The organism is Pseudomonas sp. 1L-E-NC-VB-C3 (assembly GCF_057291535.1).
Window position 1 is genome coordinate 1 of the sequence record NZ_JBXAWD010000018.1, and the last position, 17,799, is coordinate 17,799.

Below are 17,799 nucleotides of genomic sequence, written 5' to 3' on the forward strand. Positions count from 1 at the left end.
ACTGATAAATCGGCTAGCCACAGGGAGTCCATCACTCGCACAGACACATCATGAGGATGTGAACAGCATCCTTGTGGCGAGGGGATTCATCCCCGATCGGCTGCGTAGCAGGCGCAACTTGCTCACATGCGGTGTGCCTGTAGAAACCGTGCGGGCAGGTTTTGGGGCTGCTTTGCAGCCCAGCGGGGATAAATCCCCTCGCCACAGGGAGTCCCTGCAAGACTGATAAATCGGCTAGCCACAGGGAGTCCCTGCAAGACTGATAAATCGGCTAGCCACAGGGAGTCCATCGCTCGCACAGACACATCATGGGGATGTGAACAGCATCCTTGTGGCGAGGGGATTTATCCCCGCTCGGCTGCGCAGCAGTCGCAACTTCCTCAGACTCGGTGTGCCTGTAGAAACCGTGCTGGCAGGTTTTGGGGCTGCTTTGCAGCCCAACGGGGATGAATCCCCTCGCCACAGGGAGTCCCTGCATGACTGATGAATCGGCTAGCCACAGGGAGTCCATCGCTCGCACAGACACATCATGGGGATGTGAACAGCCTCTTTGTGGCGAGGGGATTTATCCCCGCTCGGCTGCGTAGCAGGCGCAATTTGCTCACATGCGGTGGGCCTGTAGAAACTGTGGTGGCAGGTTTTGGGGCTGCTTTGCAGCCCAACGGGGATGAATCCCCTCGCCACAGTGTTTGTTCCAGTTTTATTCAGACAAAGCACCGCCTCCGCTCTGCACATTTTCTTCACCGGCTCCAACCACCGTCTAAGCTTCAGACAAGTCCGATCAATCTGCGTGAATGGATCAGTCGACTATGGGCGCTTTGTGGCAAACCGATTCGAGTAAAACCGTGGTTCAGACTGAACGTGTGAATGAAGCGCCTGTCCCTGAAAAACCCCGTCGTCAGCGGCACGGGTGGAAGGCTTTCTGGTTGCTGTTTTTGATCATTGCGGTGGTGGTGGGACTCGCCGCGTCCAAGGAAATGCGCACTTCGCGCTTTCAGGCGCGGGAGCTGAGCCAGTACGCCGCTTCGCTGACCTACAAACTGGAACCCGGTCCCAGCGAAGCGATTCGTTATCCGGGCAACGGCCCTTTCGATCTGCGCCTGGGTTACAGCTCTCTGGACGAATTCCTCCCGCGCCTGCTCAAGCGCAATTACGTGATCACCGAGCAGACGCGCTTCTCCCCCGCCCTGCTCGGTTACACCGACAAAGGCCTGTTCGTGCCGTATTCGGAAAAGATCCAGGCGGGGTTGTCGATCACCGACTGCCGAGGCGCGCCGCTGTATCGATACAACTATCCGCAGCAACTGTATGCCGACTTCGCGGCGATTCCGCCGGTGGTGGTCAGCAGCCTGCTGTTCATCGAAAACCGCTTTCTCCTCGACCCGAAACAGCCGCTGGCCAACCCGGCGGTGGACTGGCCGCGTTTCGGCATGGCCGCGTGGTCGCAAGTGGCGAAGTTGCTGCACCTGCCCGGGCAATCGGCCGGCGGCAGCACCCTGGCAACGCAACTGGAGAAGTATCGCCACTCGCCCGACGGCCTCACCGTGTCGGGCGCGGAGAAGATCCGCCAGATGATTTCCGCCAGCGTGCGCGCCTATCAGGATGGCCCGCAGACCCTCGGTTCGCGGCAGAACATCGTGCGCGACTACCTCAACAGCGTGCCGCTCTCGGCGGTGCCCGGCCACGGTGAAGTGCACGGCATGGCCGAAGGTTTGCGGGTCTGGTACGGCAGCGATTTCAACAAGGCCAACGAGCAATTGAACAGCCCGAAGACTGACCCGCAGACCATGGCCACCAAAGGCCTGGCCTTGCGTGAAATGCTCTCGCTGATGATCGCCCAGCGCCGTCCTTCGCATTACCTGACCAAGGGTCGCGACGAATTGGCCAGCCTCACCGACAGCCACCTGCGCCTGCTCAAGCAGAACGGCGTGATCGACAGCGCCCTCGCTGACGCTGCGCTGGCGAGCACCGTGTCGTATCGCGACTGGCAGACCCAGCCAACGATGCAGCCGATTGAAACCAACAAGGGCATAAGTGTTGCCCGCAGCCGCCTGGCGAGCATGCTCAACCGGCCGCTGTACGACCTTGATCGCCTCGACCTGTCGGCCACCAGCACCCTGCAGGGCGACCTGCAAACGCAGGCCACGGCTTATCTGAAAAAACTCGCCGATCCGGCCTACGCTGCCGAAATCGGCCTGCTCGGCGAACGCCTGCTGACGCCGACCAGCACCACGCAAGTGCGTTACAGCTTCACCCTCTTCGAACTGACCCCGGACGGCTCGCGGGTGCGCGTGCAGACCGACAGCACTGATCAGCCGTTCGACATCAACGAAGGCAGCAAGCTTGAACTCGGCTCGACGGCGAAAATGCGTGTGCTGACCACGTACCTGCAAATCGTCGCCGAGCTGCACGACAAATACGGCGCGATGGGCGTAGCAGAACTGAAAAAAGTCGAAGTGCCCGATCAGGACCGCCTCAGCCGCTGGGTCATCGACTACCTGATCCAGAACAAGGATCACGACCTGTCGAAGCTGCTCGGCGCCGCGCTGGATCGCAAATACTCGGCCAGCCCCGGCGAGGCGTTTTTTACCGGCGGTGGGCTGCACAGATTCAACAACTTCCGCAAAGAGGACAACGGTCGCCTGCCGACCCTGCGCGATTCGCTGCGCGAGTCGATCAACCTGCCGTTCATTCGGCTGATGCGCGACATTGTCCGCTACACCACCTACTCAGGCCCCAACGGCGAATTGCTCAAGGATGATCGCGACCCCCGCCGCCAGGAATACCTGGCCAGTTTCGCCGACCGCGAAGGCACCTCGTTCCTGCTCAAGTTCTGGAAGAAGTACAAGAACAAGGACACCCAGGCGCGCCTGGAAACCTTCCTCGACAGCATCCGCCCGACGCCGATCCGCATGGCGGCGGTGCATCGCTATCTGCTGCCGGAGGCCAGTCAGGAAGACTTCAACCGTTTCGTGCGCTCGCACCTCAAGGGCACCAAGCTCAACGAAAAACTCACCGACGACCGTCTGATCCGCCTCTACGATTCCTATGGCCCCGGCAGTTACGATTTGCCTGACCAAGGCTTCATCGCCAAGGTGCATCCGCTGGACCTGTGGATGATGGGTTATCTGCTGCATCACCCGGAAGCGACCTTCAGCGAGATCGTCAAGGCCAGCCATTTCGAGCGCCAGGAAGTCTACAGCTGGCTGTTCAAGAGCCGGCACAAGGGCGCGCGCGACAGTCGTATTCGCACCATGCTCGAGATAGAAGCGTTCCTCGACATTCATCAGCGCTGGCAGAAAGTCGGCTACCCGTTCGATCACCTGGTGCCGTCACTGGCCACGGCCATCGGCAGTTCCGGCGACCGTCCCGCCGCGCTCGCCGAGCTGATCGGCACCATTCTCAATGACGGCGTGCGCATGCCGACGCTGCGCATCGACAGCCTGCACTTCGCCGCCGATACGCCGTATGAAACCAGGCTGATCAACGACCCGCACGTGGGCAAACGCGTGATGCCGGTGGAAGTGGCCCGAGCCATGCGCGAGGCGCTGTCGCAAGTGGTCGACGCCGGTACCGCCAAACGGCTGTCCGGCAGTTTCAAACTGCCCGACGGCACACCGCTGGCCATGGGCGGCAAGACCGGCACCGGCGACAACCGCATTGCGGCGATCGGGTCTGGCGGGCGGATCATCAGTTCGAAGTCGATCAACCGCACGGCGACCTTTGTGTTCTACATCGGCGACCACCATTTCGGCACCCTCACCGCGTTCGTCCCGGGGCGCTCGGCGGAGAACTTCAAGTTCACCTCGGCTCTGCCCACGCAGGTACTCAAAGGCATGGCGCCGATTCTCACGCCGTATCTGCAACCGGGCAGCGACTCACAGTGCCAACCGCCACAGGCACCCGTGGTGGCATCGACGCTGCACTGACCGAACGTGGTCTGCACGTCGCGCCGAAGGCCATCGGCGCAAAAGGTGGTATTCGTGCATTGTTCCGATTCGAATTCTTGTCGCATCGCTGAGGCGATCACACGATTGTCTCCCGATCTTTGAACTTTTGTTTTGCCCTGCCGCCGGTACGCTGATCATTCCTCAAACAATCAAGGATGATTGGCCATGTCTGACTCCCCTCAGCCTGCCGCAGCCGCCGACAAAGGCCGGCATTACGCGTTCATCGAATCGGCTGTCAGCGCGCCGTTCAAAACTGCAACGCTCAGCCGCAGCCTGGCACTCGCCGCCACGCCACTGAAGCGCGAACCCTGGTACAGCGCACCCGGTACGTATGCGAGCAGACTCGCCGCCGCCAATCTCAAGGCCTGGGACTCGCAGAACAAGGTCGATCATCTGCTGGCCAGAACCGACCTGTACGCCTTCGCCGAGCCGCTGCTCAAAGCAAGGATCAAGCAATGCCATGGCATCGAGCCGGACGTCAGGAAGACCTGGCTGCGCCTGTATATCCCCGCCAGCAGTCCCTGGTATGCAATCGACGTGGTCGACGGTTCGACGACCCGTACGGTCTCACTGCTCGATGCCGCTCTGCACAACTTTGCCGCCAACGAGACGGTCGGTGCAGGCTCGGACTACATCAGCCAGCCTGATGCGCGCGGCCACTTCGACGTCTTGCCGCTCAAAAACCAAATGCCCATCAGCCAGTTCCAGACACTGTGTCGCGACCTCGACCTGGGCGGGCAATATGCCAGGCACTTGCAGGGCTACTTGCTGCCCGGCGAAGCGCTGGCCGAGAGCCTTCTGCAATACAAGATCGGCACCAGCCTCAAAGACGCCCTCGCCGTCGCGGCGCACATCGCCTTGCTCAAGGCAGAGATCCAGTACGACACCTTCAGGATGGTGCTCAGCTTCAGCACAGAGGAAAACCCGCGCTTGCGTCTCAACAACCGTTCGATTCGCTGCAATGACCTGTCCATGCTCGGTACCCGCCTGACCGGCATTCTGTTGCTGATGCATGGCCACCCCGACAGTCGTGGCGTTCGACGCCTGATCGTCTACGTGCCGCACGATCCGGATCATCCACTCAAGGAGTACGAGTCGCTGGCGGCGTTTCGTGACGAACTGACCCGCCAGTTGCGCGAGGACCGCCTGAGCGCCTCGACCGGGCATACGTACCGGCAATTCTTCAGCCAGTTCGTCGATCAGCAGCAACGTGGGCATTTTTTTGCCGAACTCGAACAGCGGTTGTTCGTCGTCCGCCATCACGAACGCGAGCAGAGCACCGACCAGCGCCCGGTGTGGCGCAAGGACCCGGTGGAAAAGCCCAGGTTGCAGTTCACGCGCTTGCCGTTGCAGGGCGATTACTGGCGGCACGTCTATCAGCAGAAACTCAACAAGGTCATCAATGATGCGCGGCAAATCGCTGTCTCGACCGCCGATGCCGATAGCAACGCACGCTGGGCGTGGTGGGACAACTTCAAGCGGATCGTCTCGGACATCTTCAACGTCGCCCTGCTGATTGCCACGCCCTTTGTGCCTGGTCTCGGCGAGGTGATGATGGCCTATACCGCCTATCAACTGACCAGCGATGTGATTGAAGGCATCGTCGATCTGGCCGAAGCCGTCTGGGAGGAAGCTGCCGGACATGTCATCAGTGTGGTGACCGATGTCATTCAACTGGCGGCGTTCGGCGCCGGCGCGCAGATTGGCGAAACGTTGCGGATAAAACTCTCACCGCAGGTCGATGCCATGCAACAGGTCAAATTGCCCGACGGCAAACCAAGCCTGTGGCATCGCGACCTAAGCCCTTATGCACGCGACGAGCTGAGCCTGGCAGCGCAATCGAAGCCCGATCGTCACGGTTTGCATCAACATGCCAGCGCCAGCGTCCTGCCGCTGGAGGGCAAGCTCTATGTGGTGGAAAAAGCCTCCGCCGATGCCACCAGCAAAACCCACCGGATCAAACATCCGAGTCGAGAAAATGCCTACCAGCCAAGGATCGAACACAACGGTCACGGCGCCTGGCTGCATGAAGCAGAATCGCCAGGCGACTGGCCCGACGCCCGGCTGATGCCTCGCCTGGGTCACAGCGTCGAGCGCTTTACGCCTGTGCAACTGGAGGACATCCGGCGCAGCAGCGGCACCAGCCACGATGAACTGCGTCGCATGCACAGCGACAACAGCCCTCCACCGCCGCTGCTGGCCGACACGGTCAGGCGCGTCAGTGCATACGAGGATGTCATCGAGGCTGCGCAGAACCTGCGTAACGGCAAGCCGATCGATACCGATGCGGTATGGCTGGAGCCGATGCTGACCAGCCTGCCGGGCTGGCCGCCGCGACGCGCGCTGGAGGTTTTCGCGCGTCAGGACCTGACCGGCTACTCGCATAAATACGGCAACGCGCTGGCGTCCGAAGCCGACACGTTGCGCATCAGCCAGGCTGATCTCAACGCCGGACATTTGCCCGAGCGGGTCGCCGGGTTCCTGCGCGACGATGAGTTCAATCATCTGCTCGGCCCGATGGTCACTGCCGAGCAACGGGTCGAGGTCCTGCGCGGTCAACTGGCCGACGCGCTCAATGAGCAGCGCAGCGCCGTCGCCCGCCATCTGTACCAGGCCGGGCAGCGCAGCGGCGACGCCGACATAGCGGTGATCAGACAGTCGTTTCCGGATCTGCCGTTGCCCTTGGCCGAGACGGTTCTGAGCCAGGCTCGCGTCGCCGAACGGCAACGCATCAGCGATGAACAGCACTTGCCGCTACGCCTGAAGAATCAGGCCCGGGAGCTGGATTTCGAGGCGTCGGCCAGTCGCGCGTACGACGGTTTTTATCGGGACGATCTGATGACCGAACAAACCGAACGCCTGGCGCTCAATACGCTGAAAATCCACACCGACACCTTTGCCGACCTGCGCATCGAGGTGTTCGACGGCAGCCCGCACGGTCCGTTGCGCTGCAGTGTCGGGCCGCAGGACGCCAGCACTGTAAGGCAGCTGCTGAGGCGTGGCGAAGGCCGTTATGAAGTGCGCGACGCCAAGGGTCAGCTGCTGCATGACAGTACCGATTTCCACGAAGCCATCCTGCGCGCCGTACCGCTCGAAACGCTGGCGAGTACCGGTTATCAGCGCGGTCAGGGCCGCGCCTTGAAACTGTGGATCATGGAACAAAGCGCCCCGCCAGCCGAACGCCGTATTGCTCTGGCGCAACCGCCGATCCGAACGGTCGCCCCCCGCGAGACGGAGATTCTTCTACGCGGCTGGCCCTGGGCGGCAAAGACCCCGGAACAGCGGCTCAGACAGTTGTACCCGAAACTCAACGACAGAGAGGTCGCGGGTTTCCTGGCGGCGCTGGAAAAAAAGGGCAACAGCGAACGCGCCATCGCCGACCTTGAGCGCGAACGCGAAGTGCTCGACAACGCCCTCGACAGCTGGCGCAGCAGTTACACCCCCGTCATTGAAGACAACGGGGAACTGATCGCGCTGCCAACGGATTTCGTCCGCGAGGGCGGCTTGTACATCGAGCAGCAGTTGAGGAAGTGCTTCAAACGCGAGAACGAACGGCCCGGCGCACGCAATCCCCATCCGGAACACGGCTATACGCTGGACCTTTCAGCCGAACTGCCGCTACCGAACCTTGAGTCATGGTGGCGCGACTTGCGACGGCGTCCCGGGATGCAGCAATACTTCGAGCGGATTACCGGACTGAACATCGCCAACATTGCGCTTTCAACCACGCCGGACAGCCTGCTGGCGAGTTTCCCGAATCTGCGGCAATTGAGCGCCCAGCGCTGCGGTTTCAAGGAGGTGCCGGCTGCCCTCGGGAAAATGCATCAGTTGCAGACACTGGATCTGTCGCACAACAGCATTGAACTGACCTATGACTCAAGCACGCGCCTGAGCAATCTCACCCGCCTGCACAGCCTGAATCTCAATGGCAACAACCTGCGTGTGCCGCCGGATATCGGGCGCATGGAGCAACTGGTCGAACTGAACCTGGTCAATACGCGCATTCGCGATTGGCCGGCAGGATGGCTTGAAGTCGATGGACAGATACGGCAGCGCCCGAAAGGCTTCTACCTGGACATGCGAGACAATCCGCTGGACACCCTGCCCCGGGTCGAACCCGGTAGCGATCAGGCGCGCCTGCTGGCTCGCGCACGGATCAGTGTTGCCAAATTCGACAGTGACCAGTTGCGGCGTCTTGGCGAGTATCGCCAGTCGGTAGGGTTGAGCGTCGTGCCCGGTTATTCATCCGCCGCCGCCGATGAGCTTGATTACTGGAAGTTGATGCCCGCCAATGCGGATCCGTCCCACCCTTCGGCAGCCTTCAGCCGATACCGCGAGCAGTCCTGGCATGACCTGATGGCCGAGCCTGATTCCGCCGGCTTTTTCAGCGTGATCCGCAAGCAACGCGAATCCGCCGATTACGGGACTGACGCGGGGCGGCGGAATTTGACCGCACGGGTCTGGGACATGGTCGATGCGGCGGCGCTCGACGAACATCTGCGCAAAAAGCTCTTCGAGCAGAACGTGTCTGCACAGGACTGCGCTGATCTGGGCCAGCAGCTGTTCAATTCACTGGGGCTCAAAGTCCTGGTATCCAAGGCCTACAACGAAACGGCATCGGCCTCGCAGCTGGAAGACAGACTCGTGCGTCTGGCGCGCAGCGCGGCTCGCCTTGATCGGGTCAGCGATGAGGCCGCCATGGAGGTCAGTCGTCAGCAGCAGCAACACCTGATCGATCCGCGCCTGCCGGCGCCGGACGAAATCCAGATTCATCGGGCGTTCGAAGCGGGCCTGGGCGAGCGTCTGGATTTGCCCTGGCAAGCGGGGGGCATGCCTGTGCAGCCTCGGGCCGGGGTAAGCGAGGAAAAGCTCAACGCTGCCTACCAGAGAATCATCCAGCGCGAACAGGGGGATGGCCTGGTCAACGGCATGATCGATCTCTATACCGATCCTTTCTGGGAGGATTACCTGCGCAATACCTATCCTGACCGTTATCAGGAGAACCTGCGCCTGTTCGAAGAACAATCCCGTCAGCTCGACAGCCAAGTGTTCAGCAACGACCGGGAGTACAGGAAGCTGGCCGACAAAATCAGCTACGAGCGCAACGAGCTATCCCGCGCCTTGAGTCGCGAAGCCCTCGACAGGGCCGGACTCTGAAACCATCACACGGCATTCGGCGAGCGTTTCAGGCTGGCCGAATCTGCCCACGGACCCTGGTCGTGCTTGCGATACCCACCGCGTAAGACATTCAGGCATCAGCGTCATTGCCGTCTGGCGCGCTGGCGTTGAACAACAACACTACGTTGCCGCTGTAATGCCCGGGGCGGTAGCCACCCGGCGGTTTGATGGGCTCGATTTTCAGCAGCACACGTTTACCGACAGCCGCCTCTTCTTCCGAAAGCACTTGTTGCGGAATGATGTGCGAACTCAGCACGACGTCATTGAACGTCACCCGCAGCTCAATCACTTCACCCGTTGTGCCGGTATCAAGGAATGGCTCGGTGGCCAGACGCGCCTCGATGGCGCTGCTGTCATGCCGCATGTCGAAAGATTTTTCCAGATTGCCCAGGCTGTCCGTGGCGTGCTGCCAGGCCAGCACCTGCGGACGGTGAATCCAGTCCGGTTGTGCCGGAATGATGTAGAAGGGTCGGCTGGGAATGGTCAGCGACACTTCGAAGGTGTGCTCCTCCCGGGCGGCCCACGTCACTGCCGCGGTCAACGCGGCGGCGACCGCCAGCAGGGCGGCGGTGCATTGCTTGATCATGTTGGCTACCTGATGCGTGAATGGAAAACCGGCCTAGCGGCTGGCGACTTTCATGGTTTTCTTGTCGCTGCCTTCGATCAGAAAGAAGCGGTACTCACGGCCCTTTTCCTTGTTGAAGGCAAAGGACTTGCCCGCCAGCACATGGTGTTTGGTGGTCGCCCCGCAATCGCTTTCCTTGCTCAGCGAACAGCTCTTGAACTCATCGACGATCACCACGGTATTGCCGTTGTTGCGCAGTTCGTAGCGACTCTCGGTTTCGTTGATCGCCGTGGCGTAACGCGCGTCCCTGGGGCGGACAAAGAAGATCGTGCCAAACCCGGTCATGACGTTGACGCCGGCCGACAACGACTTTTTGTAATCCTCCCGCTCTTCACCGGTGACGACAAAATCGTCTTCCTTTTCCGGCACCACGGGCACGAAGCGCACGCGGAAATAGCGTTCTCGATCCCGTTCGCCCATGTACAGCAAGCGTGTGCCCTGCATGCCTTGCGCCGGGACGATCAGCCGCGCCGGGCTGGCCATCAGGCCGTTGCGCGAGGCGCCATCGGCGGCGTTCTCGACAGCAATTTCCTTGGGCGTGCCGGCGTCGTCGTAAACGATTTCGAGCACATTGATCTTGACGAATGCGGTGGCGTCGCCGCTGTTGAAAACCCGTTTGAGATAGGTGCTCTTGTCGGCTTCCAGATAGTCGTAAACGGTGCCGACATTGATCTGCGGCCCGGCCTGCGCCGTCAGGCAAAAAACGCTGAGCAGGCCCAGCAAAAGACCACGGTTCATCGTGTTGAACTCCATGAACGTTGAGTGAAAGCGGACCGGGACGCTCATACTTCCGAATCCCAGATAATGGTGACGTTGCCGCGCAAACGGTCGTTCTTGCCCGGCCTGAGCAGGAAGTCGATGTCTTTCGATGTCATATCAAAATGAAGATATCCAGGCTTGCGCTCGACATACACGCCAGGCTGAAACGGCGCTGACCAGCGATTGAAATCCAGGGAAATCCGGTTAACCGGACCGCCGCCGGGGCCGCTGATGCCCGAAGGCAAACTCATCGAGACATGAACCGGGGCCGTATCGCCCTTCGGGCTACCCAGGTTGCAGACGTTTCCGCCGTAGGAATTGCACAACATCATGACCTTGAAACGCGATGAGGCCGAAATGTAGAAGACCTGGTCGGCAAATATCCGCGTGGGTTTGCGTCCACTGTTGATCCATGGCTCCCAGCCACCCACGGGCTCGAGCGTGACCCGAGTGCCGCCGGGGGGCAGGTCGACCTTGAGGGTGTGTTGCACGTCGAGGACGAAATCCAGGGTCAGCGTGGGGTCGTCCGGCTGCAGCAAGAGGCCGCCCAGAACAAAATCGCGGCCGCCTCCCAAGGTGTAAGTAACCGAGCCGGTATATTGCCCGGTAGACATGCCCAACGGATTGGGAGTCCTTAATTCATAAGCAAAATCCATCTTGTCGAAAGCTATTGACGGGAGACGGTAAGCGACATTTTTGGAGCAGCCAGCTTGCACCGGGGTCTTCCAGAAGAAGCGATAACTGTGCGTACCGTAGGACGCCACACCGCTGTAACGGCAGGGTTCCGGCACATAAACCCAACCGCTGGAGTCCCATAATTTGTCATGCGCTTCAGCCACGTCTGACACGCCGGTGATGCTGGTCGCGGAATCGCCCAGAATGTACGTGGAGCCGATACCGATGATGCGCACTTCGACGGTTTCGGTTTCCTGCGTTTGCATATTGGTAACTGTCAATTGTCGCCAGTCGGCCGGGGCTTTCACCAGCATCGGTTCACCGCGTGAGATGAAGCGTGTGGAGTCGAACCGTACAGGCATCTCGATGCTGAAAATGTTGTGGTCGGCGCATTGCGCCGGGTAGCTTGCGCAGTAGCCGGTGTTGGGGGTTTTGTTCACGAACAGATTCTTGCCTGGCTGCGTCGGGTCAGGCTGAAACGTCGCACGGATTTCCTGATTGAATCCATGGGCGGTGGACATGGCCAACGCCAGCGTCAGCGCGCAGCCTGCCTGGAAGATTTTCATATGCTCAGCCTGCCTTCATTTCGGTGGTAGTGACGTCGGCGAGGGTGTCTGGGGTGCAACGCAGATCGCCGATCATCAACACGTCGTTTTCGCTGCGGTGGTCGGCCTCGTTCAAGCGGAACTGACACAACAACTGGTTGCCCTGGCGCACTTCCAGGGTGGGTGAACCGGCGTTCATTTCCATCGAGAAGAAACCGTCGACTTCGGTCACGCCACGGCTGGCGTGGTTGATCACGTGGTGGCCCTTGAGCGGCCGCCCGCTTGCATCGACCAGGCGACCGAGCACGGTGAGGGTTTTCATCACGCGAACCTTGCGATACTCGATGCCGCCCTTGTTCAGGTGATAGCGGGTTCGCGCCGGTTCGATGGTGGCGGCCGGTACGGTGTTGCCTTCGAAGTCGAAGCTCACCGAGCTGTTCTGATAAGCGGTGATCGGAATGAAATTGCGCCCCGGCTTCAGCGCCGCACCGCCGCCGCTGTAGTCGTCGGCGCGCAGGACGATGTCGTCGATATCCGACTCGACGTCGACGATCATTCCCGCACCGCGCACGTCGCTCTGGCTGGTCAGCAGCATCTTTTCGCCGCCGACCACCAGTGTGCTGTCGAGGTTGAGCCCGCCAGTGAAGTTGCCGTTGTAGGAAGAGCGCTGGACGAAGGCGTCGCCGTTTACCGCGTCGGTGCGGAAATTGGTCAGGCTCGACATGCCCAGGCCGTAAGTGTCGGTAAGCGCCGTCACCGAGACGCTTTGCAGCACGTGATCCTTGAAATCCTTTCGCCAGCCGAGCGAAGCATTGTTGTCGCGTTTGCCGTCGCGGGCCGTGCGTGAACCGATGCTGCCGGTGAGCTGCTGACCGGGAGCGCCCAACGCCAGGTTGATGCTCAGATCGACGCCGCGATTGCGCGCATCGCCACTGCTGAAACTGCCCGGGCGATCAAAGACCGACAGGCGCCAACTGGCATCACTGCCCAGCAATACGGCGCGCTGGGTCCAGCCCAGATCCACGCCCACGCCTTCGACATTGCCTTCGCTGTGCGAGACCCGGGCATTGACCGAACTCTTGCTGCTCAGCCGATGGTTGAGCGCCAGCGACGAATTGCTGGTCTGGCCGACAAACACGTTACGTGGACGAACGCGCGTGCCGTCCGGCAGCGTGTCGTAGGTGTTGGTGGTGTCGAGCCAGCTGCGGTTGTGGCTGATCACCAGACTGCCCGCGCCATAGTTGTAAAGGCTTTGCAGGTCCAGACCGGTGCCGTAATCCTCGGTCTTGTAGACATTGGCATACAGGCTGACGTGGTTGGCCAGGGTCCAGTCGATGGAAGTACCGTATTGCAGTTTTTCGCGGATCTGCCGCGCCGACGCGCCGACAATCACCCGTGGGTGCAGCAGGTAATTGACCGCCGCACCGGCGGTGGGACTGCCGCTCGATTGCGTGTCCCAGTTGCTCAGCAGTTTGCTTTCTTCACCGGCAAACACGTTGTAGCGCCAGCGTTCGTCAAGGTTGCGCCAGTTGCTGGGCTTGTACACCAACTCCTGGGTGGTGGAGGTGATCTGGCCGTCTTCGATCAGACGCACTTCCACTTCATAAATACCGCCGGGCAGCGGCCGGGTGTCGAGGGTCTGCAAACCGGCCGGCACCGATTGGGTATTGATCAACAGACCGTCGCGCCAGATCTCCACCGAACCCTGCCGGTTGGCTGTCACGTAGATCGGGTAAACGCTGGGCATCGGGCTGTTGATCGCGAGGCTGTCGGAGCTGCCGTACATGAGGCCGACCGCCGTATCGGGGCTGGTGCCAAACGTGCGCGGCTGGCGCGTCAGCCCTTCGGAATTGGGGGTGAAATAGCCCAGGCGCAAGAAGCTGCCTTGCAGTTCGCGCTGGGTGTGCAGCTCGTGCACGGCGTGGTAGAGCTTGTCGTCGGGGCCACCAAGCCGGGCCAATTGCAGATTCAGCGTCTGGCTCCAGTTGCCCAGGCTTGAACTGGCTTCCAGGCCGAAGCGTCCGCCGAGGTCCTGATCCTGGCCACCGTTGAGGTTGAGCTGGTTGCGCACCATCAGGCCGCTGCTACCACCGCTCGGTTGCTCGTAATAACGCTTGGCTTGAAGGTCGCGTTCGGCGTTTTCGGTGACGATCGATACCAGCGAACTTTCCAGGTTGTAATGCACCGCGAGAAACTGGTCGGGGCAGGAACCGCTGCACGCACCTAATGGCACGCCGGGTTTGAGGTAGCTTGCCCATTTTTCCCGTTCAGCGGGGCCGAAGCGGTTTTCGCTGGTGTCGGTGAATTCGAGAAGGGTGATGCGATCATCGCGGGACAACACCACCATGGCCTCACCCAACGGCTGTTGGTCGACTTCGACCCGCACCGCCAGAGGCACATCAAAGAAATGCTCCTCGAAATCCGCTGGCAAGCCTTTGGCCTGCGCCAGCAAACTGCGTGGCGTCGTACCGGCGGTGTTGGATGCGACGGCTGCGCTGGCACAAAACAACAGCGCAAGCGCAGCCGCGATGGGTGTCATCGGGAACATGAACTCGTACTCTGATTGACTGACAATGAAAGTCCGTCGGGGCAAACATCACTGCCTGCCCCGTCGGTTGACGCCACTGCTGAAAAGCGAGCGTTTTGGACCTGATCAGTCGATCAGTTGCCGCCAACCGGTGGCACGGCGTCGAAGATCATCGCCACGGAACCGGTGTAGTCACCCGGCTGGAAGTTGCTGCCTTTGGCGGAGATTTTCAGCGGGGCGCGGTAGTTCACATCCGACTCGGATTCACCGACGACCATTTGCGGGGTCAGGGTCAGTTCCTTGTTGTTGAGCATGACCTGCAGGTCGATCGAGGTATTGCCGGCAACCAGTTTCGGCAGGCTTTCCAGACTGGCGTGAACCGAACCGTTGTTATTGCGCACGTCGAAGAAACCGTTGACGTCGGCCATCTTGCCGGTGGTCGGCTGATAGCTCATGTCCTGGTCCTTGTTGACCAGATCCGGATCAGTCGGCACCACATAGAAACCGTTGGTTGGCACATGAGCGATCAGGCTGATGGAGTGCGACGCTTCGCCCGCAGCGAAGGCAGTGGAGGACATTGCCAGAAGAGCCAGTGGAGCAGCGATTGCGATTTTCTTGAACATCGTTCAGTACCTGTTTGCTTTATATAGGGGGTGTCATTGAAAGTTCACAAACCATTTGCTCATCGACCGCCAGAGCAACTTGAACTTTCAATGGCGGGCATCATCGGCTGTTGCCTCTGGAATGTAAGCAGGCAACTTCCGACAAACTCGTAGTTAAACAACCTCACACCCCGCCAGAAAAAAGAACAAAAAACAGATACTTGCAACATTCGCTGTAAGTTGCGCCCTACACACAGTTACAGGCAAAAAACCATACAGCAACTTAGCCGCTTTAACGCGGCAACTTGCGAGGAATTAGAACATATACTCAAGTACAACTAGAGCGATAACTTTAACTTTACGGTCACCGCTTTGATTTATTGATCAAAAAACTTTTTCCGGCTCTTTTTCGCTTTGACCGCTCGTCCGTCAAGCTCAGGACAAGGCCAAAAACGTCTTGCGTAACGCTTAAGATATATCTTAAGTTGTATCTAAATACGACGAGAGAGAAGCGAAATGAGAGACCATCATTCCCCCCATCGCGAGCACGGCGATGGCCGCGACGGCTTCGAGAAACGCCCCGGTCGCGAACGCGGCGGTCGCGGCCCGCGAGTTTTTGCCCCCGGCGACTTGAAATTGCTGTTGCTGGCGCTGATCGCCGAGCAGCCCTGCCACGGCTACGACCTGATCCGCCAGATCGAAGGCATGTTCGATGGCGCTTACAGCCCGAGCCCCGGGGTGATCTACCCGACCCTGACCTTTCTGGAAGAGAGCGATTTGATTGCCGGTGATGCCGAGGCCGGCAAAAAGCGTTACAGCGTCACCGACGCCGGTCGTTTGTCTTTAAGTGAACAAGCGGTGGCGCTCGACGGCGTACGCATGCGCATTGACGTCAGCAAGCGCTCGCTGCGCGGCCATGATCGTCCGCCGGAAATCCACGAAGCGGTGCACAACCTGCGCCATGCCTTGCAGCTGCACCACGGGCGCTGGAGCGCCGAGGAAATCCTGCGCGTGCGCGACCTGCTCAACGACACCGCCAAAGCCATCGTCGACGGCCCTGCCGTTCAACCTGCCACGGAGAAAGCCGAATGACTGCAGTCGATACTCAAACCATTCACCGCGTGATGCACGAAATCAAACGGCGCAAGCTTGAAGTGCTGCGCGTCACCGACCTGACCCCACGCATGCGCCGCATCACCCTCGGCGGGCCGGAACTGGCCGGGTTCATCAGCCTGGGCACGGACGATCACGTCAAACTGCTGTTCCCGCAGAACGCCGAACAAGCGGCGGCGCTGGAGACGATGCAACTGGGCGCCGGCAAGGACAACGGGCCGATGCCCGAGATGCGCGACTACACGCCGCGTCGTTACGACCTGGAAAAAATGGAGCTGGACATCGATTTCGTCCTGCACGGCGACGGCCCTGCCTCGACCTGGGCCGAGCAGGCACAACCGGGGCAGTTCCTGCACATCGGCGGGCCACGCGGGTCGATGATCGTGCCGGACATCTTCGACAGCTATCTGCTGATCGGCGACGAAACCGCCCTCCCCGCCATCGCCCGCCGCCTCGAACACCTCGCGGCGAATCGCAAGGCGCTGGTGGTGATCGAAGTGGAAAACGGCGCTGAGCAGCAAGTGCTGGAAAGCGCAGCGCCGTTCAATGTGATCTGGGTCCTGCGCGAAGGCGGCAAGGACAACCTGCTGGCTACCGTCAAGCAATTGCAGGTGCCCAAGGGCAATCTGTACGCATGGGTGGCGACCGAAACCAAGGTCTCACGGCAGATCCGCCGGGTACTGATCGATGAGCATGGGCTCGATGAACAGTTCATCAAGGCGGTCGGCTACTGGCGCGCCGAGGGCTCTGAGGAAGAGTGATCTCTTCCTGACCCATATCACCCTTGTGGGAGCGAGCCTGCTCGCGAAGGCATCGGCACAGTCGAAAGATTTGCTGGCTGACGCACCGCATTCGCGAGCAGGCTCGCTCCCACACTGGATCTCAACTTCGTGCGGACAATTTGCGGTCGAGGCCGATAATCAGCACCCCCACCAACACAAACCCCACCAATATCCCCCCGGCATTCGCCAGCACCTGTGGATAACCCAACGCCGCCACATCAATGAACGGATACGCATAAGCGCCGAGCAGATGCCCGCGCAGCAAGGCATAGATGAAGTACACCAGCGGATAGATCAGCCACAGCGGCAGATGCCACAGGCGCAACGTGCCTTTGGGGACGCAGCGCCACCAATAGCCGAGAAACAGCAATGGCATGACGTCGTGGAGCAACTCATCGGCAACAAACTGCCAGCCTTCGGGGTGCCACAAATGCCGTAACAGAATGCTGTAGGCCAGACCGACGACGGCGATACTCACCGCGATTCCACTGCTGACCCACGGCTGCAGAAACCAGCGCCGTGCGGCGGATTCGCGCTCGGTGACCGCGCAGGTCAACACCGTCGCCACCAAGGTGTTGGTCAATATGGTGAAGTAGCTGAAGAAACTCACCAGCCCGCCCAGCAGGCTGGCGCCGATGCTCAATCGTGCGAAGAAGATCAGGTACAGCTGAATCGTCAATCCGGCCCAGCCCAACACGGCCAGGCCGGTGATCAGGCGTCGGCGCCTCGCGCTGTCCATCTCAGAGCGGTCGCTTGGTGCGCATCAGTTTCACGTACAGGCGCTCGACCTTCTCCCGCGCCCACGGGGTTTTACGCAGGAAGGTCAGGCTCGACTTGATGCTCGGATCGCTCTTGAAGCAACGGATGTCGATACGCTCGGCCAACCCCGACCACTCGTAGTGAGTCACCAGTGCATTGAGGATCTGTTCAAGGGTCACGCCGTGCAGCGGATCGGGGGATTGTTCGTTCATGCCGGGCCTTTGGGCGAAGTGATATGCAGAAGCCGCGCACCTTAGCCGAGGGGCAGAGCAGGTGGAAGGCCT

11 protein-coding genes are annotated in these 17,799 nt (G+C 60.4%); 4 read left to right on the forward strand and 7 right to left on the reverse strand.

The genetic code is table 11. The features are described 5' to 3' along the window. Nucleotides 1–809: 809 nt before the first annotated feature. Together AC0Z5Z_RS23715 and AC0Z5Z_RS23720 are read left to right on the forward strand one after the other, a co-directional pair. Nucleotides 810–3,929 carry a transglycosylase domain-containing protein gene (locus AC0Z5Z_RS23715; RefSeq protein ID WP_485611726.1) on the forward strand — a complete coding sequence of 1,040 codons (3,120 nt, stop codon included), beginning with the start codon at nucleotides 810–812 and terminating at the stop codon, nucleotides 3,927–3,929. Nucleotides 3,930–4,115: 186 nt separating this feature from the next. Then, entirely contained in the window at nucleotides 4,116–9,107 is a 4,992-nt protein-coding gene (locus AC0Z5Z_RS23720; protein WP_485611727.1) for a dermonecrotic toxin domain-containing protein, read from the forward strand. A gap of 91 nt (nucleotides 9,108–9,198) precedes the next feature. Here AC0Z5Z_RS23720 and AC0Z5Z_RS23725 read toward each other — a convergent pair whose 3' ends face one another. The 5 genes from AC0Z5Z_RS23725 to AC0Z5Z_RS23745 form a co-directional block, all read right to left on the reverse strand. Beyond that, nucleotides 9,199–9,714 carry a CS1 type fimbrial major subunit gene (locus tag AC0Z5Z_RS23725; RefSeq protein ID WP_485611728.1) on the reverse strand — a complete coding sequence of 172 codons (516 nt, stop codon included), beginning with the start codon at nucleotides 9,712–9,714 and terminating at the stop codon, nucleotides 9,199–9,201. Between the two features lie 33 nt (nucleotides 9,715–9,747). Continuing rightward, the gene (locus tag AC0Z5Z_RS23730) at nucleotides 9,748–10,491 is read right to left on the reverse strand and encodes a molecular chaperone (RefSeq protein ID WP_150638601.1); all 744 of its coding nucleotides are present in this window, start codon (nucleotides 10,489–10,491) and stop codon (nucleotides 9,748–9,750) included. A gap of 44 nt (nucleotides 10,492–10,535) precedes the next feature. Next, nucleotides 10,536–11,753 carry a hypothetical protein gene (locus AC0Z5Z_RS23735; protein ID WP_150638600.1) on the reverse strand — a complete coding sequence of 406 codons (1,218 nt, stop codon included), beginning with the start codon at nucleotides 11,751–11,753 and terminating at the stop codon, nucleotides 10,536–10,538. Nucleotides 11,754–11,757: 4 nt separating this feature from the next. Next, nucleotides 11,758–14,280 carry a TcfC E-set like domain-containing protein gene (locus AC0Z5Z_RS23740; RefSeq protein ID WP_056790099.1) on the reverse strand — a complete coding sequence of 841 codons (2,523 nt, stop codon included), beginning with the start codon at nucleotides 14,278–14,280 and terminating at the stop codon, nucleotides 11,758–11,760. Between the two features lie 113 nt (nucleotides 14,281–14,393). Next, entirely contained in the window at nucleotides 14,394–14,882 is a 489-nt protein-coding gene (locus AC0Z5Z_RS23745) for a CS1 type fimbrial major subunit (RefSeq protein WP_041479903.1), read from the reverse strand. A gap of 495 nt (nucleotides 14,883–15,377) precedes the next feature. Between AC0Z5Z_RS23745 and AC0Z5Z_RS23750 the strand changes: the two genes are divergently transcribed. Together AC0Z5Z_RS23750 and AC0Z5Z_RS23755 are read left to right on the forward strand one after the other, a co-directional pair. Next, entirely contained in the window at nucleotides 15,378–15,953 is a 576-nt protein-coding gene (locus tag AC0Z5Z_RS23750; RefSeq protein WP_016773362.1) for a PadR family transcriptional regulator, read from the forward strand. After that, nucleotides 15,950–16,735 (forward strand): siderophore-interacting protein, encoded by a 786-nt coding sequence (locus tag AC0Z5Z_RS23755; RefSeq protein WP_056790103.1) that lies wholly within the window; start codon nucleotides 15,950–15,952, stop codon nucleotides 16,733–16,735. Before AC0Z5Z_RS23750 ends, AC0Z5Z_RS23755 begins: the two co-directional genes overlap by 4 nt. A 121-nt stretch (nucleotides 16,736–16,856) precedes the next feature. On the opposite strand, the gene AC0Z5Z_RS23760 is transcribed toward AC0Z5Z_RS23755, so the two are convergent. Both AC0Z5Z_RS23760 and AC0Z5Z_RS23765 read right to left on the reverse strand, forming a co-directional pair. Further along, nucleotides 16,857–17,495, reverse strand: a complete 639-nt coding sequence (locus tag AC0Z5Z_RS23760; protein ID WP_056790104.1) for a Pr6Pr family membrane protein — start codon at nucleotides 17,493–17,495, stop codon at nucleotides 16,857–16,859. A 1-nt stretch (nucleotide 17,496) separates the two neighbouring features. Continuing rightward, nucleotides 17,497–17,727 (reverse strand): VF530 family protein, encoded by a 231-nt coding sequence (locus tag AC0Z5Z_RS23765; protein WP_016773359.1) that lies wholly within the window; start codon nucleotides 17,725–17,727, stop codon nucleotides 17,497–17,499. Between the last annotated feature and the right edge of the window lie 72 nt (nucleotides 17,728–17,799).